Origin of the sequence: Streptomyces sp. NRRL F-5755 (assembly GCF_001279365.1) — a bacterium.
Classification (GTDB): domain Bacteria; phylum Actinomycetota; class Actinomycetes; order Streptomycetales; family Streptomycetaceae; genus Streptomyces; species Streptomyces rimosus.
In genome coordinates, this window is record NZ_LGCW01000292.1 from 12,481 (window position 1) to 35,861 (window position 23,381).

Here is a 23,381-nt window from a genome sequence, read left to right on the forward strand (position 1 = left end):
GTGACGGCGGCCGGATGCGGAGCGCTGTTTGCGGCTCGTGCAGCGGGGCGGGCTCCTCGGAAGGCGCGGAAGCGATCAGGAGGAGACCGCGCTGCGCAGCTCCACCAGGTCGATCTGCTCGGTCTCGTCGTGCGCGGTCAGGTCGATGATCTCGCCGTCGCCTTTGCCGGAGTCCTCGGCTTCGGACGCTTCCTCGGCCGCTCCCTCGGTCGTGCCGCCGTCCGACGCCTCGGCCGCGTCAGCCACCGCAGCCGTCTTCGTCTCGGCCGCCTCCGCCGCCTCGTCCCCGGCCTCGCCGGGCTTCGAGCCGGTCGCGGGCTTCGAGCCGCCGTTCCCGGACTTCTGGCCACTCCCGGACTGCACCTCGTCCGTCGTACGGGCCCGGCCGCGCGCCGACTGTTCGGCGACCGCCTCGTCCCCGACCACGTCGGCGAGGTCCTCCTCCAGCTGGCGGGCGGGCTTCGCGCGGCGCGGTACGGCCGACGGCACGCCCGTGCCCGGGCCGGTCGGCGCCGTCCCGTTCCGTACGGCGCCGGTGCCCGTGGCCGTACCGAAGAAGTCGAAACCGCCCTGTACCCGGGAAGCGGGCAGCCGCGGCACCTTTACGGGCGGGACGACGGCCGCGGCGGCCGGTACGGGACGCAGCTTCGGCGCCGGCCGCGCGGTCTGCCGCCCGGCGTCCCGGGCGTCGGCGCCGGCGGGGCTCCGGTCACCGGCGGGGGCGTCGCTTCCGGAGACGGCGTTCGAGTCCTCACCGGCGGCGGCCACGGCATCACCCGGCCGCGAACCGTCGGATTCCGTACCGGCCTGCTCCGTACCGGTCTGCTGCGAACCGTCAGGCTCCGAACCGGTCGGCTGAGGATCGGCGGCCGTACGGGGGCGGCCCTGCTCGGCCGAAGGCTCCGTGGCCGCCACGGGATTCCCCTGGCCGTCCTCACCGTCCTGGGCCGGTACGTGTCCGGCCGGTCCGTGCTCGGCCTGGCGGGCCGCGTTGCGCGACAGGTGCCGCAGCGCTTCCGCCGCCCGGTGGTACATCACCGCGGTGAGCGTGCCCGGCACGCCGTCCGGGCCGTCCCCGGCCGTCAGCTCCCCGGCAGGCGTGCCGGCCTCGATGGCGAGCAGCCGGCGGCCTTCCAGCGCGCTGGCGCGCTCGGTCTCGGCGGTGGCGTAGCGGCGCAGCAGCTCGGCGTGCTCGCTGCGCAGCCGGGCCAGCTCGGCCCGCTTGGCCCGCAGCTTGGTGTCCAGCCTGCCGCGTATCTCGCGGGACTCCTCCAGGTCCGTTTCGAGCTCGGCTATCCGCTCGTCGGTCTTCCACTCGTCCCGCACCCGGGCGGTCTTCAGCTCGGCGACGCTCTTGCCGGCCGTACGGTCCCATGCGCGCAGCAGGACGGAACCGGTGACCGCGGCGGCCGCCGCGCCCGTGGCGAGCGCGCCCTGTACCAGGTCATCACCGACGAACCAGACGCCCGAGGCGCAGGCTAGGGACACACCGGCGACCGTCACAGGGGGAAGAAGCCGGTGCAGGGGTGGCGAATGGCGGTGGCGTCCTCGTGGCATGGCCTGAAACTTACCGTGCGTGCGGGACTTATGGGGCCCCGCCCGCCGCTTCGTTTCATGGTGGTTACTTCTTTGCCAGTCCCTTCGACTCCAGATATGCGCGCGCGACATCCGCCGGCTTCTGCCGTTCCGCGTCGACCTTGCGGTTCAGGTCGATCAGATCGCCGGTCGTCAGCTTGTCCGTGAGCTTGCCGAGAGCCGCCTCGATCTCCTTGTCACCGGCGCTCTTCGCATTCACCACGGGCAGCACATTGTCGGCATTCTGCAGCTTCTTGTCGTCCTTCAGCAGCACCAGGCCGAAGTTGTCGAGCGTGGCGTCCGTGGTCGTGGTCAGCACCATCTGGTCCGTGCCGTCCTTGACCGCCTGCTTGGCCTGGGTGGTGCCGACGCCCTTCGGGTCGATGCCCGTCACGGCTATGCCGTACGTCTTCTCCAGGCCCGGCTTGCAGAACGGCCGCGTCTCGCACTCCTCGCCCGCCGCCAGCTTGACCTTCTGCTTCGAGCGGCCGAGGTCGGAGAGCGTCTTCAGCTGATGGCGGTCGGCGAATTCCTTGGTCACCGCGAACGCGTTCTGGTCCGTCGCCTCCCCGGCCGGCAGCACCTTCAGTCCGCGGGGACCGGCGAGCGCCTTCAGGGCCTCGACCGTCCTGCCGATGTCGCTGGAGGCGACGGGCTTCGCGTCGGGTCCGTTCTTCTTGGCGTTGAGGAATTCGGCGAGCGTCGAGGCGTATTCCGGTACGACATCGATCTGGCCCTTCTCCAGCGCCGGTTCGTACAGCTCGCGATTGGCGAGCGTCTTGACGGTGGCGTGGTATCCGGCGTCGTTAAGGATCTTGGAATAGATCTCCGCGAGCACCTTCGACTCGGTGAATCCCGCCGAGCCGATGACGAGGTCCCCCTTACCGCCGCCGCTCTGCGCGCCCCCCTTCTCCTCCAGGCTCTTTCCGCCGCAGGCGGCCAGCCCGCCGGCCAGCGCGGCCACGGTGCCCGCGACGAGCGCGGCACGCAGCGCGCGGGCCGGTCTCCGGCCGCGGCCGGACCGGCGAGTGGGGTGGTGGCTGTGGTGCTGGCTGTTCGGGTCCTGGTTCATACCGGTTCACCATCCAAGGAGGAGAGAGGAAGTTCTTGCGCGGGTCCCGGGGCCTCGGGGCCCGTCATCGCTGAGCGTCCCGGGCCTCGGGCTCGTGTTCACCCGGGCCTCGGGCTCGTGATCACCTCGGCCCCGGGACGCGTCATCTCCGGGCCGGGCCGTCCCGTCGCAGGCCGGTCCGGCTCACGCGGGGCTCCCGGCCGGTGTCGCGTCGTCGGCCGTCGTACGGGACTTCCGCGACCGGCTCCGGCCGCGGCGCATCGGGTCGAAGGCCCGGTCCGTCAGCACCAGCAGCCCCTCGACCAGCAGCGCCAGCACCGCCACGAGCACCGCGCCCGCCACCACCTGCGGCGTGTTGTAGTTGCCGAACCCGGCGGTGATGATGCGGCCGAGGCCGCCGCCGCCCGCGAGCGCGGCCAGCGTGGCCGTGGCCACCACCTGGACACCGGCCGAGCGCAGCCCCGTCATGATCAGCGGATACGCGAGCGGCAGCTCGACCCGCAGCAGCAGCTGCGGCCCCGACATGCCCATCCCGCGCGCCGCCTCGACCACGTCCCGGTCGGCCTCCCGCATGCCCACATACGCGTTGGTCAGCAGCGGCGGCACCGCGAACAGCACCAGCGCGATGATCGTCGGCCAGTCCCCCGCCGTACCCAGCGGACTGAGCGTCAGCAGGACCAGTACGGCGAACGTCGGCACCGCGCGGCCCACGTTGGAGATGTTGACGGCCAGCGCCCCGCCCTTGCCGATGTGGCCCAGATACAGGGCGACCGGCAGGGCTATCAGACAGGAGATCGCCAGGCACAGCGCGCTCAGATAGACATGCTCGCCGAGCCGGTGCCATACCCCCTTCTCGCCGGCCCAGTTGGCCGAGGTCGCCAGCCAGTCCCACGCGCCCGTTATCGCGTCCATCGCCTAGGCCACCGCCTTCTTCGCCCGCCCGGCGGCCCGCCGCTCGCGCCGCGCCCGGGAGCGCGCCCGCGCCTGCGCCCGGGTCCACGGCGTCAGCAGTCGCTGGAGGCCGAGGAGGAGGACGTCGGCGACGACCGCCAGCAGCACGCACAGCACCGAGGCCGTCAGCACCTCCGCCTTGAAGAAGCCCTCCATGCCGCTGGATATGAGGTTGCCGAGGCCGCCGTAGCCCACCACGGCGCCGATCGTCGTCATCGCGACCGTCGAGACCGTCGCGATGCGCAGCCCGGCCGTCAACGCGGGCAGCGCCAGCGGGAGTTCGACGCCGAACAGCAGCTTCACCGGGCCGTACCCCATGCCGCGGGCCGCCTCGCGGACCTCCTGGGGCACGGACTGGAGCCCGGCCAGGATGTTGCGTACGAGGATCGTCAGCGAATACAGCACGAGGCCCGTGATCACGACGGCCGCCGAGACCCCGAATATGGGGGTCAGCAGGGCGAACATGGCCAGCGACGGGACCGTGTACAAAATCGTCGTCAGACCGAGGACCGGGCCTGCGGCGGCCCGCCAGCGGCGGGCCACCAGCGCCAGCGGGAAGGCGATCAGCAGCCCGATGACGACGGACACCAGCGTGATGCCCACATGCTGGACGGTCGCGTCGATCAACTCCTGGCTGCGCGTCCGGACATACTCACCGCAGATCCAGTCGTTCGCTTCCAGACAGCTCTGCGCACTCACCCGCGGTCACCTCCCCCGCCCTGTCGCTCACATTTTCGGTGACTGTCTGCGACCCTATCCCCCACCACTGACAATCCAACCGGCCCGCCATCCAGTCGTAACAAGACGCCTGCGAAGGAACGGATTCCGCGGGTATCAGCCGGGGAGCGCTCCGTGCGCCTGCCCGGCCGGCGACCGTTCACACTGGGGGACCCCACCATGATCCGTTTCGAGCACGTCACCAAGAGCTACGCCGACGGCGCCACCGCCGTCGACGACCTCTCCTTCGAGGTCGGGGAGGGCGAGCTGGTCACGCTCGTCGGGCCGTCGGGCTGCGGCAAGACCACGACGATGAAGATGGTCAACCGGCTCATCGAGCCGACGAGCGGTCACATCTATCTGGACGGCACGGACATATCAACCATCGACCCCGTCGAACTGCGGCGCCGCATCGGCTACGTCATCCAGCAGGTCGGCCTCTTCCCGCACAAGACGGTGCTGGACAACACCGCCACCGTCCCGCACCTGCTCGGTTGGCAGCGCAAGAAGGCCCGGGACCGCGCGGCCGAACTCCTCGACCTGGTCGGCTTGGACCCCGCGCAGTACGGGGACCGCTACCCGGAACAGCTCTCCGGCGGCCAGCGCCAGCGCGTCGGCGTGGCCCGCGCGCTGGCCGCCGACCCGCCCGTCCTGCTGATGGACGAGCCGTTCGGAGCCGTCGACCCGGTCGTGCGCGAACACCTCCAGACGGAATTCCTGCGCCTGCAGTCCACGCTCCACAAGACGGTGCTCTTCGTCACCCACGACATCGAGGAAGCGGTCCGGCTCGGTGACCGCATCGCGGTGTACGGGGCGGGCCGCGTCGAGCAGTTCGACACCCCGGCCACGGTGCTGGGCGCACCGGCCACCCCGTACGTGGCGGAGTTCGTCGGCGCCGACCGCGGTCTCAAGCGGCTCTCGGTCACCCCGATCGAGACCGGTGACCTGGAGCAGCCGCCGGTGGTCCGGCTCGACGACGACGCGGCGCGGGCCGCGGCCCGGCTGGCCGAGGAGGGCGCGGCATGGGCCGTGGTGCTCGACGCGGACGGGGCCCTGCACGGGTGGGTCTCCGGCGCCGGGCTGGCCGCCGGAACGGGCGGGCCCGACGGGCCCGGCGAGACCGGTGGCGAGGTGCGGGACCACGCGCGGCGGATGGACGCGTGGCTGCCGCTCGGGGCGCCGCTGAAGCAGGCGTTCAGCACGATGCTCCAGCACGACGCGGGCTGGATCGCGGTGCTGGACGGCGAGCGCTTCCTCGGCGTACTGACGCCCGCGGGCCTGCATGCCGCGCTGCGGCGGTCCACGGCGGCGGACGCGGGTCACGTACAGCGGGAGGACGTCGTGGTGGAGAGCGTCCCCGGCGCGTAGCCGTACGGGCCGGGCGGCAGGTCCAGTACGAGGCCGTACGCCGCCCGCACCGGCCGCCTACGCCGGGCTAGCGCCCCCCGTGCCCGTCTCGTCATCGTCCTCCGGAAGCTTGCACACCCGCTCCAGGAAGATCGCGGCCACCACCACCGCCGCCCCCGTCAGGACCGAGAAGCCGGCGTAGATGGCCTGGTCCCGGCGGGGGTCCACGTCCATGCCGGTGGACAGCAGGAAGACGCCGACGCCGCCGTACAGACCGGCCACCAGGGACGCCACCAGGGCGCTCGCCTGGCCGAAGACGACGGCGCGGGCGGCGACCAGCGGGTCGACGCCCTTGGCGCCGGGCTCGCGGGCACGCTGGGCGTTCAGCCGGGAGCGCAGGGACAGGGCGGTGGCGGCCAGGACGGCGGCGATCAGGGCCAGCACGATGGGCGCCGCCAGGGGCACGCCGGGGAGCGTGCCGAGGGCGTCCCACAGCCGGGCGCCGGCCCACGCCAGCACCCCGGCCGCCAGGAACAGCCCGACCAGCACCTTGATGTGTAGCTGCTTCACCGAGCGCTCGCCCCTCGTGCCTTCGTTCTCGTACGTGTGCCGCTGTCTTAACGACCGCCCCGGCGGTCCCGGTTCCTGGACAGCCGCCACCGCGCTGCCGGGACCGCTACTCCGGCAGCCGCAGCTCCAGGTCCGCCCGCGGCATGACGCCCTCGCGGCCGACCGCCGAGAGCAGCTCCACCACCGCGCCGCGGCCCGGGACCTCCGCCTCCGGGTCCACGTCGTGCCACGGCACCAGCACGAAGGCGCGCTCGTGGGCGCGCGGGTGGGGCAGGGTGAGCAGCGGGTCCTCGGAGACCACGTCCTGGTACGCGAGGATGTCCACGTCGATCGTGCGCGGGCCCCAGCGCTCGTCGCGGACGCGCTCGAAGGCTTCCTCGATGGCGTGCCCGCGCTCCAGCAGCGAGCTGGGCGGCAGCGTCGTCTTGATGAGCACCACGGCGTTGAAGTACGTGGGCTGGGAGCCCGGGTCGACGCCCCACGGCTCGGTCTCGTAGACCGGCGAGACGGCCTTGACCCGGACGCCCGGGGTGTCCTCCAGGGCGTCGATGGCCCCCTGGAGGGTCTCCAGGCGGTTGCCGAGGTTGCTGCCGAGGGAGAGGACGGCCCGCTTGGGGTTGGAGAGGGTCACGTCCGCCGCGTCCACCCGCTCCACCACGGACGTGGGCACCGGCTGTACGGTCGGGTCACTGCTGGTCATACTCGGCTCCGGGTGATGGTGATGGTCACGTCGTCAAAGGGGACGGTGATCGGGGCGTCCGGCTTGTGGACGACCACCTCCACCTCCTGCACCCCCTCGTGCTTGAGGCACTGACCGGCGATGCGCTCCGCGAGCGTCTCGATGAGGTCGACCGGCTCGCCCTCGACGACGGCCACGACCTCCTCCGCCACGACGCCGTAATGCACGGTCTTCGCGAGGTCGTCGGCCGCCGCCGCCGGGCGGGTGTCCAGACCCAGCACCAGGTCCACGATGAAGGTCTGGCCCTCCTCGCGTTCCCGGGGGAAGACCCCGTGGTGCCCTCTGGCCTTCAGCCCACGCAGCGCGACACGATCCACGCGAATCACACTCCCACTGGTCCCATTGGCACCTCTGGTACCACTGATCGTCGGAATTCCGGGCGGGGGCCGAGGACTCGTCCGGCACGCCGCCCTGTCATCGAATCTACCTGCGAGCACCGACAGTGCTTGCCCACGGGGGCCATGGACAAGGCCACCCGACGCTGCAGGGCGGCACCGCCGAGCGGTCGGGCGGCCGTCCGCGCGGCCACTACCCGGGCCCTCGCGGTCCCACCCCTACCCTTGCAGCACTTGGCTCGAACGGGTGCGCAGAAGTCGACCTTGCTGACGCTTCCCGCTGACGGTCGGACCCGTCGTCCGCCCTGGTCCGGACCTGACGGCAGCCCCGGCAAGACCACAGTTCGACCACACAACGCCCGCGAAATTGCCCGAAGACTTCACGCGGGTTTCACGTTCGTCAGCCGCCCATACTTCCGGCGCCCGGCCCGTCGCCGTCGCCGGACTCCCCCGCTTCCCCGTCCTCGTCGTCGTCCCGGTCCGCCAGGACGGGCGAGCCGTGGTGCGACCAGACCCGCCAGCCCTCTTCCGTACGCCGGAAGACATTGGTCGCCACGACCAGCTGGCCGATCAGCGGCCCGACCGAGCCGTCCTCCTCCGCGGGCCCGCCGCTGAGGATGTTCTCGGTGCAGGTCACCAGCGCGGTGTCGCCCAGGACGTCGATCTCCACGTCCGTCAGGAAGAACTGGATGTACTCGGTGTTCGCCATGATCAGGGCGTATGAGCGCAGCACCTCGCCGCGCCCGCGCAGCACCGGCCAGCCCGGGTGCACCACGCTCACCTGGCCGTCCATCCACATCTCGGACATGGCCGCGTGATCACCGCGCTCCATGGCCTCGTACAGGTCGGTGTTCGCCTGCTCGACCAGCTCGATGTCCGTACGTGGACTCACACCGCTCCCGTCGCGTCCGCCGCTCCCGCGGCGCCCGTCACACTCGTCCCGCCCGTCTCCCGCACCGCGCCCTCCACGGCGCGCGCGACCCGTACCGCGTCCGCGCTCGCCCGTACCTCGTGGACCCGCACCGCCCAGGCTCCCTCCCGCGCGACCATCGCCGAGACCGCGGCCGTCGCCGCATCCCGCTCCCGGGCCGGCGGCGGGGCGGCGTGCGCGTCCCCTGCCAGCACCCTGCCCAGGAAACGTTTGCGCGAAGCGGCCACCAGCAGCGGACGGCCCAGCTCCCGCAGCCGGGCCAGGTGCGCGACCAGCGCGAGGTCGTGCGCGGCCTCCTTGGCGAAGCCCAGCCCGGGGTCGATCACGATGCGCTCGGGGCCGATACCGCCGGCCACCGCCCGGTCCAGGCTCTGCCGCAGCTCGTCGACGACCTCGGAGACCACGTCCCCGTAGACGGCCCGGTTGTTCATGTCGATGGACCGGCCGCGCCAGTGCATGACCACGAACGGCACCCCGGCCGCGGCCACCACCGGCACCATCGCCGGGTCTGCCGCGCCCGCGCTCACGTCGTTGACCAGCCGCGCGCCGGCCGCGACGGCCTGCTCGGCGACCGAGGCCCGCATGGTGTCCACCGAGACCGTGACCCCGGCGGCGCACAGCTCCCGCACGACCGGCACGACCCGGCGCAGTTCCTCGGCCTCGTCCACCCGCGCGGCGCCCGGCCGCGTCGACTCGCCGCCCACGTCCACCAGGTCGGCGCCCTGCGCGACCAGATCGAGCCCGTGCTTGACGGCCAGCTCGGTGTCGAACCACTGCCCGCCGTCGGAGAACGAGTCGGGCGTCACGTTCACCACGCCCATCACCGCGCAGCGGTCCCAGTCCGGAAGTCCGGCCACCCGGCCGCGCAAGGTACTCATGGCTCCAGCCTAGGCGTGTGGGGTACGGGGCCGCCCACCCCGGTCAGAGGCGGGCGGCGTACCCGGTTCTTACGCGGCGGTCCCGACCGCGTCCGCGGTGATGGGCTCGTCCTTGTGCGCGCACGGCTGCGGCTCGGCGGGCGCCTTGCGGCGCAGCGCCCGGGGCAGCCCCAGTTCCAGGTACCCCTCGGCCTGTAGTGCGGCCAGGCCGATGCGCGGTATGTCCCGGCTGTTGCGGAAGACCACGAAACGCGGCTCCCAGCGGGGCTGGAACTTGTCGTTGAACTTGTAGAGCGATTCGATCTGGTACCAGCGGGACAGGAAGATCAGCATCCCGCGCCAGATCCGGATGACCGGGCCCGCGCCCAGCTTCTCGCCGCGCTCCAGGGAGGAGCGGAAGACCGCGAAGTTCAGCGACACCTGCTTGATCTTCAGGCCGGGGGCCGCCTGGAGGGAGGCGACGATCAGCAGCTCGTTCATGCCGGGGTCGGCGGAGCGGTCGCGGCGCATCAGCTCCAGCGAGATGCCGTCCTTGCCCCACGGTACGTAGTGCTGCATGGCCTTCAGGTCGCCGAACGGGCCGGGCGTCTCGCCCTCGGCGGGCGCCAGGTGGGCGGTGGCGATCACCGCGTCGCCGTCCTTGTCCGCGTCGATACGGCCCAGCGCCATCGAGAAGCCGCGCTCGGTGTCGGTGTCGCGCCAGGCGTCGGCGGCCTTCTGGATACGGGCCAGCTCCTCGGGCTCCAGGTCGCGCACCCGCCGCACCCGGGTCTCGTAGCCGTTGCGCTCGATGCGCTTGACCATCTGGCGTACGTTGCGCATCGAGCGGCCCGTGAGGGTGAAGTCCGCCACGTCCACGATCGCCTCGTCGCCCAGCTCCAGCGCGTCCATGCCGGTCTCGCGGGTCCAGACCTGGCCGCCGGTCTCGCTGCAGCCGGTGACGGCCGGGGTCCAGGAGTGCGCCCGCGCCTCCTCCATGAAGCGCTCGATGGCGCCCGGCCACGCCTCCACGTCGCCGATCGGGTCGCCGCTGGCGAGCATCACGCCGGATATGACCCGGTAGCAGACCGCGGCCTTGCCGGTCGGCGAGAAGACCACGCCCTTGTCGCGGCGGAGCGCGAAGTAGCCGAGGGAGTCCCGGCCGCCGTGCTTGGCCAGCAGCTCGCGCAGCTTCTCCTCGTCCGCCTCGGTGAGCCGGGCGGCCGGGTGCTCGGGGCGGAAGGCCAGGTAGGCGGTGGTGGCGACGGTCAGCAGGCCGAGGGCGCCCAGGGAGTAGCCGACGGTGTAGTCGACGTTGCTGACGTACCGGACCGGGCCCTCGAAGCCGAACAGGCCCCACAGGACGTGCTTGATCCGCTCCCACACCGACGGATCGCCGACGATCTTGTGCGGGTGGGAGTTCACGATCACCAGGCCGAGGCCGAAGCTGATGCCTCCGAGGGCGACGAAGTTCAGCAGCGCCTTCACCCGGCTGCGCGGGTCCGGCAGCGCCTCGAAGGCGCGGCGGTGCCACACCAGGAAGGCCAGCAGGGCCAGCGAGAAGGCCGCGCCGAGGACGGAGTGCCGGTAGACCAGCTGGGCCGCGATGCCCACCGGGAGCAGCGCGACGGCCGCCACCCAGGCGCGGCGCTTACGCCGTTTGAGCCCGTGGGCGAGCATCAGGAGCAGGATGCCGACCACTATGGAGGAAGCCGCGGCCAGGGCGCTCACGGTGCCCGGCAGGACCTCCGCCAGCGCATGCAGCCGGCTGTGCCGGAAACGGGGGAAGAGCCCGGCCGCCAGATTCAGCAGCCCGACGACCGCTCCGGCGGTCCCCACCAATGGCGGGACCTTTTCGGGGCGGGGGCCGCGCAGCCAGCGTGGCGGACGCCACGCAACCGTCCCGGACTTTTCGCCATCTAGCCTGTCAGACATTACTTTCCCGTCGCCCCGGTCGAGAGAACGTGCGAGTGTTAGTCGCAGCATCTGGACTTTTGCGCCCTGTATGACGGCGTTTCAGGGCCCGGGGTTCCACCTGCGGCCGTGTCGACCGGCCGCCCGGAAGAAAGCGCCACATGGGTCTCACCAGCAAAAAAGTGCTGCTCCTGGCCGTCCTTTTCGCGGTAGCACTCTTTGTCCTCACCATCTGGCTGTGGCCGCGCCTGTCCAAGCGCAACTGGCGCGCGGTCCTCGGCCGCGTCGGCCTGCTGCTGGCGACCCAGCTGTCGATCTTCGCGTCGATCGGCCTGTTCGCGAACAACTCGTTCGGTTTCTACGCATCCTGGGCGGACCTGTTCGGCAAGGAGCAGGAGCCGGGCGTGGTGACCAATTACGAGACCGGCCCGAACGGCACCAAGCTGAAGATGCTCGGCAGCGAGCACGTGGGGGTGCCCGGCGGTTCCAAGCCGCACGTCGGCGGCCGGATAGACAAGGTCATGCTGCAGGGCGAGAAATCCAAGATCAACAGCCCGGCGTTCGTGTATCTGCCGCCGCAGTACTTCCAGCCCAAGTACGCGAAGAAGCGCTTCCCCGCGTCCGTGGTGCTGACCGGCTACCCGGGCACCGCGCAGGCCCTGTACAAGAAGCTGCACTTCCCGCAGACCCAGCACGACCTGGTCCGCAAGAACAAGATGCAGCCGACGATACTGGTCATGATGCGCCCGACCGTGGCACCGCCGCGGGACACCGAGTGCGTGGACATCCCGAACGGCCCGCAGACCGAGACGTTCTTCACCCATGACGTGCGCCACGACATAGCCAGCCACTACCGGGTCGGCACCGACGCCAGGAACTGGGGCGTCATAGGGGACTCCACGGGCGGCTACTGCGCCCTGAAGATGCCGATGCGCTACCCGAAGGCGTTCTCCACCGGCGTGGCCCTCTCCGGCGCGTACAAGGCCCCGCTGGACGCCACGACCGGCGCGCTGTTCGGCGGCGACAAGCAGCTGGAGCGGGAGAACGACCTCATGTGGCGGCAGAAAAACCTTCCTGCACCGCCGGTGAACCTCCTCGTCACCTCCAGCAAGCAGGGCGAGGAGAACTACAAGGACACGCTGAAGTTCATCCAGCAGACCAAATCCCCGAGCCGGATCGCGTCGATCATCCTCGACAGCGGCGGCCACAACTTCAACACCTGGCGCCGTGAGATACCGGCCGCCTTGGAGTGGATGGGCGGCCACCTCAAGGCGTAGCGGACACCGCCCCGAGGGCGACGTGACGACGAGGGCGGGGCCCGGTGGATTCCACCGGGCCCCGCCCTCGTTCGTATCTCCGGAGGCCCGCCGGCGGACGTCAGCCGGCCTCCATGAGGCGCGTCGGCCCCCGTACGGCCTAGCGGGCCAGTCGCCCCCGTACGGCCTAGCGGGCCAGTATCAGGCTCATCGCTTCGGAGCGGGTCGTGGAGTCCCGCAGCTGGCCGCGTACGGCCGAGGTGGTCGTCTTGGCGCCCGGCTTGCGGATGCCGCGCACCGACATGCACATGTGCTCGGCCTCGATCACCACGATGGCGCCGCGGGCCTCCAGGATGCGCATCAGGGAGTCGGCGATCTGCGTGGTGAGGCGTTCCTGCACCTGCGGGCGGCGGGCGAAGACCTCGACCAGCCGGGCCAGCTTGGACAGGCCGGTGATCTTGCCGCTCTCGGCCGGGATGTAGCCGACGTGCGCGACGCCGTGGAAGGGCAGCAGGTGGTGCTCGCACAGCGAGACGATCTCGATGTCCTTGACCAGCACCATCTCGTCGTGGCCCAGGTCGAAGGTGGTCGTCAGGACGTCCTCGGGCTCCTGGCGCAGTCCGGCCAGGATCTCCTTGTACGCGCGGGCGACCCGCGCCGGTGTCTCCAGCAGGCCCTCGCGGTCCGGGTCCTCGCCGACGGCGATCAGCAGCTCACGTACGGCGTTCTCGGCGCGCTTCTCGTCGAACTCGCCGATCTTGCCGTCGCCGTCCAGCGTCACCGGATCGGTCATCTCGTGCCTCGTTCCTGTTGCGCCCGCCCCTCAGGCGGAGTACCACGTGCCCAGGCTAGAACCCGTGGGGCACGGCTTTCATTCCGGGGCCGGTGTGAGACCCATGACATTCCGGTCATAACGATCGCAGCGCTGCGAAAAAACCGGGTCCGTACGGAATGTTCCGTACGGACCCGGTCTGCTGCCGGGCGAACCCGGCCGGTGCCTTGTCGGCGGCGCCCGAAAGCGGTCAGCTCTCCGGCGTCCGGTCCTCGGGGGACTCGGTCTTCTCGGTCGAGACATTCGACGACGAGGGGGCGGAGGGGGCCGAGGGCGCCGAGCCGTTGGCCGGGGCCAGCTCCTTCGGGGAGAGCACCGGCGGGCGGGTCGAGGGCGTACGCCGCGAGGAGCCGGTCCACGCCGGGCGGGCCGGGCGCTTGACGATGTGCTTGAAGACCTCGGCGACCTCTTCCTTGTTCAGCGTCTCCTTCTCCAGGAGCTGCAGAACCAGGTTGTCGAGCACATCGCGGTTCTCGACCAGGATCTCCCACGCCTCGTTGTGCGCGGTCTCGATGAGCTTCTTGACCTCTTCGTCGACCAGCGCCGCGACCTCTTCGGAGTAGTCGCGCTGGTGACCCATCTCACGGCCGAGGAACGGCTCGGAGTTGTCGGAGCCGAACTTGATCGCGCCGAGCCGCTCGGTCATACCGTACTGGGTGACCATGGCACGGGCCGTTGCGGTCGCCTTCTCGATGTCGTTCGCGGCGCCGGTGGTCGGGTCGTGGAAGACCAGTTCCTCGGCCGCACGGCCGCCGAGCATGTACGCCAGCTGATCGAGCATCTCGTTGCGCGTGGTCGAGTACTTGTCCTCGTCCGGCAGGACCATGGTGTAGCCCAGGGCCCGGCCGCGGGACAGGATCGTGATCTTGTGGACCGGGTCGGAGTTCGGCGAAGCGGCCGCGACCAGGGCGTGTCCGCCCTCGTGGTACGCGGTGATCTTCTTCTCCTTCTCCGACATGATGCGGGTCCGCTTCTGCGGACCGGCCACCACGCGGTCGATCGCCTCGTCCAGCGCCTTGTTGTCGATCAGCTTCGCGTCGCTGCGGGCCGTCAGCAGCGCGGCTTCGTTGAGCACGTTCGACAGGTCGGCACCGGTGAAGCCGGGGGTGCGCTTGGCGACGGCCGTCAGGTCGACGTCCGGCGCGACCGGCTTGCCCTTCTGGTGGACCTTGAGGATCTCCAGGCGGCCCTGCATGTCCGGGCGGTCGACGGCGATCTGCCGGTCGAAGCGGCCGGGGCGCAGCAGCGCCGGGTCCAGGATGTCCGGGCGGTTGGTCGCGGCGATCAGGATCACGCCGCCCTTGACGTCGAAGCCGTCCATCTCGACGAGCAGCTGGTTCAGCGTCTGCTCGCGCTCGTCGTGGCCGCCGCCGAGGCCCGCGCCGCGGTGCCGGCCGACGGCGTCGATCTCGTCGACGAAGACGATCGCCGGGGCGTTCGCCTTGGCCTGCTCGAACAGGTCACGGACCCGGGAGGCACCGACACCCACGAACATCTCGACGAAGTCGGAGCCGGAGATCGAGTAGAACGGCACGCCCGCCTCGCCGGCGACGGCGCGCGCGAGCAGCGTCTTGCCCGTACCGGGCGGGCCGTACAGCAGCACACCCTTCGGGATCTTGGCGCCGACGGCCTGGAACTTGGCCGGCTCCTGGAGGAACTCCTTGATCTCCTGGAGCTCCTCGACGGCCTCGTCCGAACCCGCGACGTCCGAGAACGTCGTCTTCGGGGTGTCCTTGGTGATCAGCTTGGCCTTGGACTTCCCGAAGTTCATCACCCGGGAGCCGCCGCCCTGCATCTGGTTCATCAGGAACAGGAAGATGACCACGATGAGGACGAAGGGCAGCAGCGAGATCAGCATCCCGACGAACGGGTTCTGCTTCGACGGGGAGACGGTGTAACCGTCCTTGATCTCGCCGGTCTGGTACCTGGCCTGCAGGGTCTTGGCCAGATCGACGCCCTGGTCGCCGATGTAGCTCGCCTGGAGCTTGTTGGAGCCGTCGACCTTGTTGTCGCCGGACAGCTCGACCTTGATCTTGTTCTCGTCGCCGGTCGTCAGCTCGGCGGATTTCACCTTGTTGTCAGTGATCGCCTTGACGACCTGACCGGTGTCCACCGTCTTGTAGCCGCCGGACGAGCCGACGACCTGCATCAACACGACCACGGCGAGGACGGCCAGCACGATCCACATGACCGGCCCACGGAAGTATCGCTTCACGTCCATCCATACGGAGCTCTCTGAGCCCCGTCCCTCCTGCCACAGTGAGGCACAACAGCCCTGTGGAGGGCTGGTCGTGCGTACGGTGTATTACTGGCCCGAAAAAAGACTGACCTTCGGACGGTACCCCAGCATTGTCACCCGACGACGCCGCCCACGGTTAACAATGCAGCTTCGGATGCCGTTCTCCCTGCTCCAACGGCGGGCGGCCCCACGGGGTTCCCGCCGCCGGTCTCCGGTCGGTCCCGGGCCCCGGCCGCCGGTGCGGCGGCCGGACGGGTACGGCGCCGCTCAGCCGCCGTAGACGTGCGGCGCGAGCGTGCCGACGAACGGCAGGTTGCGGTACTTCTCCGCGAAATCCAGGCCGTAGCCCACGACGAACTCGTTGGGGATGTCGAAGCCGATCCACTTCACGTCGATCGCGACCTTGGCCGCGTCCGGCTTGCGCAGCAGCGTGCAGACCTCCAGGCTGGCGGGCTCGCGCGAGCCCAGGTTCGACAGCAGCCAGGACAGCGTCAGACCGGAGTCGATGATGTCCTCGACGATCAGGACGTGCTTGCCCTTGATGTCGGTGTCCAGGTCCTTGAGGATGCGGACCACTCCGGAGGACTGGGTGCCCGCGCCGTACGACGACACGGCCATCCAGTCCATCGTGACGGGGTTGGACAGCGCACGCGCCAGGTCCGCCATGACCATCACGGCGCCCTTGAGGACGCCGACCAGGAGCAGGTCCTTGCCCGCGTACTCCGCGTCGATCTTCGCGGCCAGCTCCGCCAGCTTCGCGTCGATCTCTTCCTTGCTGATGAGCACCGACTGAAGGTCGGAACCCATGTCCTTGTCGTCCACCCGTGCCACTCTCGCTCGGTTCGGTGTCATGAGACTCATGCAGCAAGGCGGTCTCGTACGGCTCAGCCCTGCCGGATCACCAGTCTGCCACCCTGCCGTCGCACACCCACCCGCCCGGGGAGGTTGACGGTTCCCTGCCCGCGCCAGGCCGTGATCAGCCGGTCCACCTCTTCGATGTGGCGGGCGAAGAGCGAACCGGCCGGCGCGCCCGCCGCGATGGCCGCCCGGCGCAGCACCCGGCGGCGGACGGCGGCGGGCAAGGCGTACAGCTTGGCGGCGTCCAGGGCGCCGCGCTCGTCGAGGACCGTGCGCTCCGCGTCGGCGGCCCAGGAGTCCAGGGCGTCGGCGTCGTCCCGGGAGAGCTGGGCCGTACGGGCCAGGGCCTCCACGACGCCCTTGCCGAGCGCCTTCTCCAGTGCGGGCAGGCCCTCGTGACGCAGCCGGGAGCGCGTGTACAGGGGATCGGCGTTGTGCGGGTCGTCCCATACGGGCAGCGACTGGATCAGGCACGCCTTACGGGCCGTCTGCCGGTCCACCTCCAGGAAAGGGCGGCGGTAGCGGCCGCCGCGGCCCGTCGTGGCCGCCATACCGGACAGGGAGCGCGTGCCGGAGCCCCTGGCGAGCCCCAGCAGGACCGTCTCTGCCTGGTCGTCGCGGGTGTGGCCGAGGAGGATCGCGGCGGCGCCGTGGCGCTCGGCGGCGGCGTCGAGCGCGGCGTAGCGCGCGTCGCGGGCGGCGGCCTCGGGGCCGCCCTCGGCGCCCACCTGGACGGCCACCGCTTCGACCGGGTCCAGACCGAGGGCGCGCAGACGCACCACGACCTCGGCGGCGCGCAGGTCGGAGCCGTCCTGGAGGCCGTGGTCGACGGTGATGCCGCCAGCCCTTACGCCCAGCTTGGGCGCCTCGAAGGCCAGCGCGGAGGCGAGTGCCATGGAATCGGCGCCGCCGGAGCACGCGACGAGCACCAGAGGGGGCGCGTCCGCCGCGGGGGCCGGCGCCCCGGCGGGCCCCGCGGAGCCCGCGGCGACCGGCTGCTGCGCGGCGTGCGCGGGGGCCGGGATCTGCGAGGAGTGGTGGTTCAGTACGTCGTGGAGTACGCGGCGGACCGCCACGCGTATCGCGGCGACCGCTGGATGGGGACCCATGTCCGTTTCCAATCGTGGGGGGCTTCGGGCCGAGCAACGGCTTTTCGTCACACAGAGTGCCTAGATGGTGACAGAGACGAGCAGTTCCCTGAGCATTGCACGCCCATCCTGCGGTCACGGTCCCTCAGAAGAGTGATTGAGGGGAGCGTTCACCCGCCCTGCGGTGCGACCGGCTCGCGCCTTTGTCCCCCGGGGCTCCGCCCCTTCAGCGATGCACCCGCGCGACCCAGTCCGCCGGTTTGGCGATCTCCTGTTTGGTCGGCAGCGTGTTCGGCGACGTCCACACCCGGTTGAAGCCGTCCATGCCGACCTCGTCCACGACGGCCCGTACGAACCGCTCGCCGTCCCGGTACTGGCGCAGCTTCGCGTCCAGCCCCAGCAGCTTGCGCAGCGCCTGGTCCAGCCGGCCCGCGCCGCTGGCCCGCCGCTTCTGGAACTTCTCGCGGATCTCCGCGACGGACGGCACCACATCCGGGCCGACACCGTCCATCACATAATCGGCGTGCCCCTCCAGGAGCGACATCACCGCCGTCAGCCGCGCCAGGATCTCCCGCTGCGCCGGGGTCTGCACCAGGTCCACGAAGCTGCGGCTCCCGTCGTCCCCCTCCTCGCCCTCCGGCCGGCCGCCGGTCAGCGACTGGACGGCCTCCCGCAGCCGCTCCAGCAGCGTCCCCGGGTCGATCTCCGTCTCGCCCAGGAAGGACTGGATCTCGCCCTCGATGTGATCGCGCAGCCAGGGCACGGCCGTGAACTGTGTACGGTGCGTCTCCTCGTGCAGGCACACCCACATGCGGAAGTCGTGCGGGTCCACCTCCAGCTCCCGCTCCACGTGCACGATGTTCGGCGCCACCAGCAGCAGCCGGCCGCCCTGCGCCCCCGCCGGCAGGTCGCGCGAGGCGGGCGCGAAGGTCTCGTACTGGCCGAGAACGCGCGAGGCCAGGAACGACAGCAGCATCCCCAGCTCGACGCCGGTCACCTTGCCGCCGACAGCGCCCAGCACGGCGCCGCCCGGCATGGAGGAGCGGCGCTCCTCCATCTTGTGCAGCAGCGGCTTCAGCACGGCGCGGAAACCGGCCACATTGGCCCTGATCCAGCCGGGGCGGTCCACGACGAGGACAGGGGTGTCGTGCTGAGTACGAGGCTGCTCCGCGCCCGGCTCCCCCTCCGCCGCCGTCTCCGGGTGCACCATGCGCGTGAACCTGCGCACGTGCTCCTCGGAAGACTTCGCGTGCCGCCGCAGCTCGGCGACGATCTCCCGCGCCTCGTCGCGGCTCACCTCTGGTCCCGGCCGCACGAACCGGGTCGCGGTCGCTACCGCGAGGTTCCAGTCGACCATCTCCACACCACCGATGCTCGTCATGGGTTCACGGTACGTGGGCGCATCCGCTTGGGGTAGCGCGGCGCGGGTCGCCTGCGGCGGGCCGGGCCGGTCCGTCGGTGGCGGTTCGGTTTCGGCTGCCGGTCCGTTCGCGCCTGCGGCGGGCTGTGGCCGCTGCGCGGGGCGGTCAAGGTTCGGGGACGGGCCTGCGCGGCAGGCCGCTCCGGCCCGTCCCCTTCCGTGGGTGGGAGGGGGAAGGTGGGTTCTTGCTGGTGTGGGTGGTCGGGTGCTGGTTGTTTGGTGGTTGTTTGCTAACGGCAACCGCAGTTGGCCACTGCTGTTGCCAGGCGGTCCAGTGCCTGTTGGGCCGCCTGGGGGTCGGTGGTGTTGTTGGTCATGAAGGCGAAGAGCAGGAGGCGGCCGTCGGTGTCCACGACCGTGCCGGCCAGGGTGTTCACGCCGGTGAGGGTGCCGGTTTTGGCGCGTACGGTGCCGGCGCCCGCCTTTTCGCCCGCGTAGCGGCTGCTGAGGGTGCCGGTGAAGCCGGCGACCGGGAGGCCGGTGGTGACCGGGCGCAGTTCGGGGTGGTCGGCGGATGTGGCCAGGGTGAGGATGCGGGAGAGCAGGCCGGCCGAGACCTTGTCGTCGCGGTCCAGGCCGCTGCCGTCCTCGAAGACGGCGCCGCCCAGCGGGAGCTTGAGGTCCGCCAGTTCCTTGCGTACGGCCCGGCCCGCGCCCTCGAAGCTGGCCGGTTCGCCGCCGGCCAGGGCCGTCTGGCGGGCCAGCGCCTCCGCGATGTCGTTGTCGCTGTGCGTCAGCATCCGCTCGACGAGCCCGGCGAGCGGCAGGGAGCGGACGGTGGCCAGGCGGGGGGCCTTGGCGGGGGCGGTGGTCTTGGCGGGCTCGCCGTCGACCGTGACGCCGCGGTCCTTGAGCATCCGCGCGAAGGTACGGGCAGCCGCCGCGGCCGGGTCCGTGTCGCGGGGCGCGGGCCCGTATTCGCTCTGGTCGAGGCGCCCCTCGTCGACCATGAGGGGCGTGACGGGGGCGATGTTCTCGTTGGGGCTTATGGGGTGCAGCACCGGTCCCGTATAGGCCGAGGTGTCATACCCGAGCCGTACCTTGGTGGTGCCGCGGTCCTTGAGCGCACGGGCCGTCCCGTCGGCCAGCGCCCGCAGGCCGGCCGGCTGGTCCTGGGCGTCCTGCTTCGGCGCGCGGGCGGTGAGGGTGGGGTCGCCGCCGCCGACCAGGGCGATGCCGCCGCTCCCGGCCTCGACGACCGTGGTGTCGATGCGGTGCTCGGGGCCGAGCGCGGAGAGCGCGGCGGTGGCGATGGCCAGCTTGACGGTCGAGGCGGGCGTGGCGTTGCGCGCCGGTTCGGCGCCGAAGAGTTCCCGGCCGGTGGCGGCGTCCACGACGGATGCCGTACGCAGCGAGCCGAGCGCCGGGTCCTTCATCAGCGGCGCGAGCACGTCGGCCAGGGCCTTGGCGCCGGGCGCGGGCGGCGTTCCGCCTGCGGGCGTGCCGGCCGCGGCCAGTACGGGCGGCGCGCTGGGTACGGTCGCGGTGCCGCCCGGGGCGTGACGCTCGCCACCCCTTCCGTCGGCCGCCGCGGCGCGGGCCCGCTCCGCCGTACGCTGGCCGGAGTCCCAGGGACCGGCCAGCGTCACCGCTCCGGCCGAGACCACGAGTCCCAGGACGGTGGAGCTGGCCGTCAGCCGTACGGTCTGCCGCTGCTGCTTGGAGGCGGACCGCCAGGCGGTACGGGTGGTGTCCGCGGCGGACCGGTAGGCCGAACGCGCCGAGCCCGCCGCCGAACGGGTCACGGACGCGGCGGTGGACCCCGCCGACCGGGCCGAGCCCGCCGCCCGCCGGGCGGAACGTTGCGCCAACCGCTGCGCGGCCTGCCACCTGACCTGCCACGACCTGGTCTCCGGCACTTAGGACCAGCCCCTTTCGCCACCACACACCTGCGTGGGGGACACTTAATCACCAGACGTATGTGTTGATCATGGAGGAGCCACCCGTGGAGTTCGACGTCACCATCGAGATCCCGAAGGGTTCGCGGAACAAGTACGAGGTGGACCACGAGACCGGACGGATCCGCCTGGACCGTCGACTCTTCACCTCGACCAGCTACCCGGCCGACTACGGCTTCGTCGAGAACACCCTCGGCGAGGACGGCGACCCGCTGGACGCGCTGGTCATCCTGGACGAGCCGACGTTCCCCGGATGCCTGATCAAGTGCCGCGCCATCGGCATGTTCCGTATGACGGACGAGGCCGGCGGCGACGACAAGCTGCTGTGCGTCCCGGCTTCCGACCCGCGCGTGGAGCACCTGCGCGACATCCACCACGTGTCGGAGTTCGACCGCCTGGAGATCCAGCACTTCTTCGAGGTCTACAAGGACCTGGAGCCCGGCAAGTCCGTCGAGGGCGCCGACTGGGTCGGCCGCGCCGAGGCCGAGGCCGAGATCGAGGCTTCCTTCAAGCGCCTGGAGGCGCAGGGCGGCGCCCACCACTGAGCCTGCAGCTCGGGATGAAGTCGGTCGCCTGACGAAGTTGGTCGGCTGACAGCAGTCATTTGTTCGCGGAGGCGGCATCCGGAGGGTCGGGTGCCGCCTTTGCGTTGTCGGGGGGCTCCGACCGGGTGAAGCCGGGCGCGTTCCGCTGCCGAGGCCGGACGCGGCGGGGACATCTGGAACGGCTTAGCCAGATCAAGCCCGTCTGGGGGTACCTCCCAGCGTTAGCTGGGGGAGATTGAGGACGACGCGGCCGGAGGCACGCGGAAACCCCGCGGCCCCCTCCCGCGAGGCTTCGCTAGAAGCCCCGCGTCCGCTTCGCCGCCCGCCGCTCCCCCGGCTCCTCCTGAGCCATCCCGGGTGCCTTCATGAACAGGCGGGCCACCTCGCCGCCGAGGTTCACGCCGACCGCGATGGCCAGGGCCAGGGACGCGGCCTTGATGAGGGAGGAGACGCCGGGGCCGATGTCGCCCTGGGCGAAGTTGAGCAGGCCGAAGTACGTGGCGCTACCGGGCAGCAGGGGCCCGATCGCGGCCGTGACGTACGGCAGCGCGGAGGCGTACCGGTAGCGGCTCAGGAGCTGGCCGAAGAGGCCGACGAGGCCGGCGGCGATGGCCGTGGCGGGTACCGCGTTCATGCCGCTGACGTTGGCGAGCGCGCCGTAGGTGACCCACGCGACGCCGCCATTGAGCGTGGCGAACAGGACGGTGTGACGTTCCTGCTGGAGCAGTACGCAGAAGGACAGCGCCAGCAGCATGGCGGCCAGCGTCTGCACCGGCGGATCGATGAACGTGCTGAATCCGGCCGCCGGGTACAGGTCCTCCGGATTGAGCTGCAACCCGATGTAGAGCGCGGCGAGCACGCCGATGACGATGCCGACGATGAGGTAGCCGACTTCCAGCAGGCGTGCCGCGGCGGTGATGTAGTACCCCGTCAGGCCGTCCTGTACGGAGGCCACCAGGGCCCGTCCGGGGATCAGCGCGAAGAGGCCACCGGTGATCACCGCGGACGCCTGGACGGCGACGTGCGAGAAGCTCATCGCGACGCCTATGGCGGCCGGCGGCATCGCCGCGACCACGAACTGGTAGAACTCCGGCAGCCCGCGGCTGGACGCCAGCCAGGCCAGCCGGTCGCCGAGCATCGAGCCGATCGCCGCCGCGATGAAGACGATCGCCCCGCCGCCGACCAGCATGCTCGCCGCGCCGGACAGCAGTCCGGAGGCGAGGGTGAGGGACCAGCTCGGGAAGGGGTGGCGGTTACGGCGGATCTCGGCCAGGCCGCGGTACGCCTCCTCCAGGGTGATGCCTTCAGAGGTGATGTCGTCGACGAGGCGGAAGACCGCGGAGAGCCGGGTGTAGTCCACGCCGCGCCGCCGTACCGTACGGCTGGCCGTGACCGGGTCGTCGACCAGCGACGGCTGGTAGGAGATCGACAGCAGCGTGAAAGTGACGGTGGGCTCGACCCGCTCCAGCCCGTACGCGTGCGCGACGCCGAACATCGCGGCTTCCACGTCCTCCGCGCCCTCGCCGCCCGCCAGCAGGATCTCGCCGATGCGCAGCGTCAGGTCCAGGACGCGCGGTACGGCGGGTCCGGTGTCCTCGGCGCGCTCCACCCGCTCCGGCACCGGCCGCTCGCCGACCGGCATGCGCAGCATCGTGCGCATCCGGTCCTGCCAGGGCGTCTGCTTGGTCAGGTTGATGACGGGGACGCCGTGCGGCGGTGTGAAGGCGGGCCAGCCCGCCGGGGTCCGGTCGGGCAGCTGGTGCTGTCCGGTGGTGCTGCCGTTGCCGGTGGCCGTACCGCCGGGCGGGCTGAAGGCGGAGCCTTCCGGCTCGGCCGGCGCCTCGGTCTTCAGGCCCTCGGGGAGGGCGAACTCGGAGGTGGGGTGCTCTTCCTCGGGGACCGGCGGGTACGGCACGCCGAGCGGCGGTGTGAAGGCGCTGCGCGCCTCGTCCGACTGCGGTTTGCGGTCCTCGGAGTGATCGGTTCCGCCGTTCGCACCATTGCTGGTTCCGTGCACGCCTTTGACGCCGTTCACGCCGTTCTTCCCGTTCGTGCCGTTGGTTCCGCGCTGTCCCCGCTGTGCGTCCGACGCCACGTCTCTTCGCTCCTCGTACGCCTCCTGCCGACCATCAAGGACACGATGCCTGATGGTCGGCAGGGGCGCGCGGGGCGGGGCCCTCACTGAGGTTCTTATGTGCTGCGGGTTTCCCCTGCGCAACGAGAGAAACCCGGGGCTT

20 protein-coding genes are annotated in these 23,381 nt (G+C 71.2%); 3 read left to right on the forward strand and 17 right to left on the reverse strand.

What is annotated here, in order from left to right:
• Positions 1-75: 75 nt before the first annotated feature.
• From ADK86_RS43950 to ADK86_RS30865, 4 genes are all read right to left on the reverse strand, one after another.
• A complete protein-coding gene (locus ADK86_RS43950) occupies positions 76-1,488 on the reverse strand; it encodes a hypothetical protein (protein ID WP_053699562.1) in 1,413 nt (470 codons plus the stop codon).
• Positions 1,489-1,621: 133 nt separating this feature from the next.
• Positions 1,622-2,647 (reverse strand): ABC transporter substrate-binding protein, encoded by a 1,026-nt coding sequence (locus tag ADK86_RS30855; protein WP_053699563.1) that lies wholly within the window; start codon positions 2,645-2,647, stop codon positions 1,622-1,624.
• A 183-nt stretch (positions 2,648-2,830) separates the two neighbouring features.
• Positions 2,831-3,559: an ABC transporter permease gene (locus ADK86_RS30860; protein ID WP_004571911.1), complete on the reverse strand. Its 729-nt coding sequence runs from the start codon at positions 3,557-3,559 to the stop codon at positions 2,831-2,833.
• A 3-nt stretch (positions 3,560-3,562) separates the two neighbouring features.
• Positions 3,563-4,297, reverse strand: coding sequence for an ABC transporter permease (locus ADK86_RS30865; RefSeq protein ID WP_053699564.1), 735 nt, complete (start codon positions 4,295-4,297; stop codon positions 3,563-3,565).
• A 198-nt stretch (positions 4,298-4,495) separates the two neighbouring features.
• On the opposite strand from ADK86_RS30865, the gene ADK86_RS30870 reads away from it, so the two are divergent.
• A complete protein-coding gene (locus tag ADK86_RS30870) occupies positions 4,496-5,683 on the forward strand; it encodes an ABC transporter ATP-binding protein (protein WP_053699585.1) in 1,188 nt (395 codons plus the stop codon).
• Positions 5,684-5,740: 57 nt separating this feature from the next.
• Here the strand turns inward: ADK86_RS30870 and ADK86_RS30875 are convergent, their stop codons facing one another.
• The 6 genes from ADK86_RS30875 to ADK86_RS30900 form a co-directional block, all read right to left on the reverse strand.
• Positions 5,741-6,232, reverse strand: a complete 492-nt coding sequence (locus tag ADK86_RS30875) for a DUF3180 domain-containing protein (protein WP_030596415.1) — start codon at positions 6,230-6,232, stop codon at positions 5,741-5,743.
• Between the two features lie 106 nt (positions 6,233-6,338).
• Positions 6,339-6,932, reverse strand: a complete 594-nt coding sequence (gene folK, locus ADK86_RS30880) for a 2-amino-4-hydroxy-6-hydroxymethyldihydropteridine diphosphokinase (protein WP_053699565.1) — start codon at positions 6,930-6,932, stop codon at positions 6,339-6,341.
• A complete protein-coding gene (folB, locus tag ADK86_RS30885; RefSeq protein WP_030596419.1) occupies positions 6,929-7,288 on the reverse strand; it encodes a dihydroneopterin aldolase in 360 nt (119 codons plus the stop codon). The genes folK and folB overlap by 4 nt, the downstream gene beginning before the upstream one ends.
• 418 nt (positions 7,289-7,706) lie before the next feature.
• The gene (locus tag ADK86_RS30890; RefSeq protein WP_053699566.1) at positions 7,707-8,198 is read right to left on the reverse strand and encodes a nuclear transport factor 2 family protein; all 492 of its coding nucleotides are present in this window, start codon (positions 8,196-8,198) and stop codon (positions 7,707-7,709) included.
• A complete protein-coding gene (folP, locus tag ADK86_RS30895; RefSeq protein ID WP_030596423.1) occupies positions 8,195-9,115 on the reverse strand; it encodes a dihydropteroate synthase in 921 nt (306 codons plus the stop codon). The genes ADK86_RS30890 and folP overlap by 4 nt, the downstream gene beginning before the upstream one ends.
• A gap of 69 nt (positions 9,116-9,184) precedes the next feature.
• Positions 9,185-11,029, reverse strand: coding sequence for a phosphatidylglycerol lysyltransferase domain-containing protein (locus ADK86_RS30900; RefSeq protein WP_078952368.1), 1,845 nt, complete (start codon positions 11,027-11,029; stop codon positions 9,185-9,187).
• Between the two features lie 140 nt (positions 11,030-11,169).
• Here ADK86_RS30900 and ADK86_RS30905 point away from each other — a divergent pair, with 140 nt between their 5' ends.
• The gene (locus ADK86_RS30905) at positions 11,170-12,285 is read left to right on the forward strand and encodes an alpha/beta hydrolase (RefSeq protein ID WP_053699568.1); all 1,116 of its coding nucleotides are present in this window, start codon (positions 11,170-11,172) and stop codon (positions 12,283-12,285) included.
• 166 nt (positions 12,286-12,451) lie between these two features.
• On the opposite strand, the gene folE is transcribed toward ADK86_RS30905, so the two are convergent.
• The 6 genes from folE to dacB form a co-directional block, all read right to left on the reverse strand.
• Positions 12,452-13,057 (reverse strand): GTP cyclohydrolase I FolE, encoded by a 606-nt coding sequence (folE, locus tag ADK86_RS30910; RefSeq protein WP_004571921.1) that lies wholly within the window; start codon positions 13,055-13,057, stop codon positions 12,452-12,454.
• A gap of 229 nt (positions 13,058-13,286) precedes the next feature.
• The gene (ftsH, locus tag ADK86_RS30915; RefSeq protein ID WP_053699569.1) at positions 13,287-15,317 is read right to left on the reverse strand and encodes an ATP-dependent zinc metalloprotease FtsH; all 2,031 of its coding nucleotides are present in this window, start codon (positions 15,315-15,317) and stop codon (positions 13,287-13,289) included.
• A gap of 285 nt (positions 15,318-15,602) precedes the next feature.
• Positions 15,603-16,142, reverse strand: coding sequence for a hypoxanthine phosphoribosyltransferase (gene hpt, locus ADK86_RS30920; protein ID WP_004571923.1), 540 nt, complete (start codon positions 16,140-16,142; stop codon positions 15,603-15,605).
• Between the two features lie 77 nt (positions 16,143-16,219).
• Positions 16,220-17,302 carry a tRNA lysidine(34) synthetase TilS gene (tilS, locus tag ADK86_RS30925; protein ID WP_053699570.1) on the reverse strand — a complete coding sequence of 361 codons (1,083 nt, stop codon included), beginning with the start codon at positions 17,300-17,302 and terminating at the stop codon, positions 16,220-16,222.
• A gap of 205 nt (positions 17,303-17,507) precedes the next feature.
• Positions 17,508-18,662 carry a zinc-dependent metalloprotease gene (locus tag ADK86_RS30930; protein ID WP_030596438.1) on the reverse strand — a complete coding sequence of 385 codons (1,155 nt, stop codon included), beginning with the start codon at positions 18,660-18,662 and terminating at the stop codon, positions 17,508-17,510.
• 269 nt (positions 18,663-18,931) lie between these two features.
• Positions 18,932-20,446, reverse strand: a complete 1,515-nt coding sequence (gene dacB / locus ADK86_RS30935; protein ID WP_234346103.1) for a D-alanyl-D-alanine carboxypeptidase/D-alanyl-D-alanine-endopeptidase — start codon at positions 20,444-20,446, stop codon at positions 18,932-18,934.
• 200 nt (positions 20,447-20,646) lie between these two features.
• Between dacB and ADK86_RS30940 the strand changes: the two genes are divergently transcribed.
• Positions 20,647-21,144 (forward strand): inorganic diphosphatase, encoded by a 498-nt coding sequence (locus ADK86_RS30940; RefSeq protein WP_004571927.1) that lies wholly within the window; start codon positions 20,647-20,649, stop codon positions 21,142-21,144.
• Between the two features lie 295 nt (positions 21,145-21,439).
• Here ADK86_RS30940 and ADK86_RS30945 read toward each other — a convergent pair whose 3' ends face one another.
• Positions 21,440-23,239, reverse strand: coding sequence for a threonine/serine ThrE exporter family protein (locus ADK86_RS30945; RefSeq protein ID WP_078952370.1), 1,800 nt, complete (start codon positions 23,237-23,239; stop codon positions 21,440-21,442).
• Positions 23,240-23,381: the final 142 nt, after the last annotated feature.

Bases quoted from the DNA above. Each gene is read 5' to 3' on its own strand.
- ADK86_RS30855 (WP_053699563.1), bottom strand. From the start codon at position 2,647: ATGAACCAGGACCCGAACAGCCAGCACCACAGCCACCACCCCACTCGC.
- ADK86_RS30860 (WP_004571911.1), bottom strand. From the start codon at position 3,559: ATGGACGCGATAACGGGCGCGTGGGACTGGCTGGCGACCTCGGCCAAC.
- ADK86_RS30870 (WP_053699585.1), top strand. From the start codon at position 4,496: ATGATCCGTTTCGAGCACGTCACCAAGAGCTACGCCGACGGCGCCACC.
- folK (WP_053699565.1), bottom strand. From the start codon at position 6,932: ATGACCAGCAGTGACCCGACCGTACAGCCGGTGCCCACGTCCGTGGTG.
- folP (WP_030596423.1), bottom strand. From the start codon at position 9,115: ATGAGTACCTTGCGCGGCCGGGTGGCCGGACTTCCGGACTGGGACCGC.
- ADK86_RS30900 (WP_078952368.1), bottom strand. From the start codon at position 11,029: ATGTCTGACAGGCTAGATGGCGAAAAGTCCGGGACGGTTGCGTGGCGT.
- ADK86_RS30905 (WP_053699568.1), top strand. From the start codon at position 11,170: ATGGGTCTCACCAGCAAAAAAGTGCTGCTCCTGGCCGTCCTTTTCGCG.
- folE (WP_004571921.1), bottom strand. From the start codon at position 13,057: ATGACCGATCCGGTGACGCTGGACGGCGACGGCAAGATCGGCGAGTTC.
- ftsH (WP_053699569.1), bottom strand. From the start codon at position 15,317: ATGGACGTGAAGCGATACTTCCGTGGGCCGGTCATGTGGATCGTGCTG.
- hpt (WP_004571923.1), bottom strand. From the start codon at position 16,142: ATGGGTTCCGACCTTCAGTCGGTGCTCATCAGCAAGGAAGAGATCGAC.
- tilS (WP_053699570.1), bottom strand. From the start codon at position 17,302: ATGGGTCCCCATCCAGCGGTCGCCGCGATACGCGTGGCGGTCCGCCGC.
- ADK86_RS30930 (WP_030596438.1), bottom strand. From the start codon at position 18,662: ATGACGAGCATCGGTGGTGTGGAGATGGTCGACTGGAACCTCGCGGTA.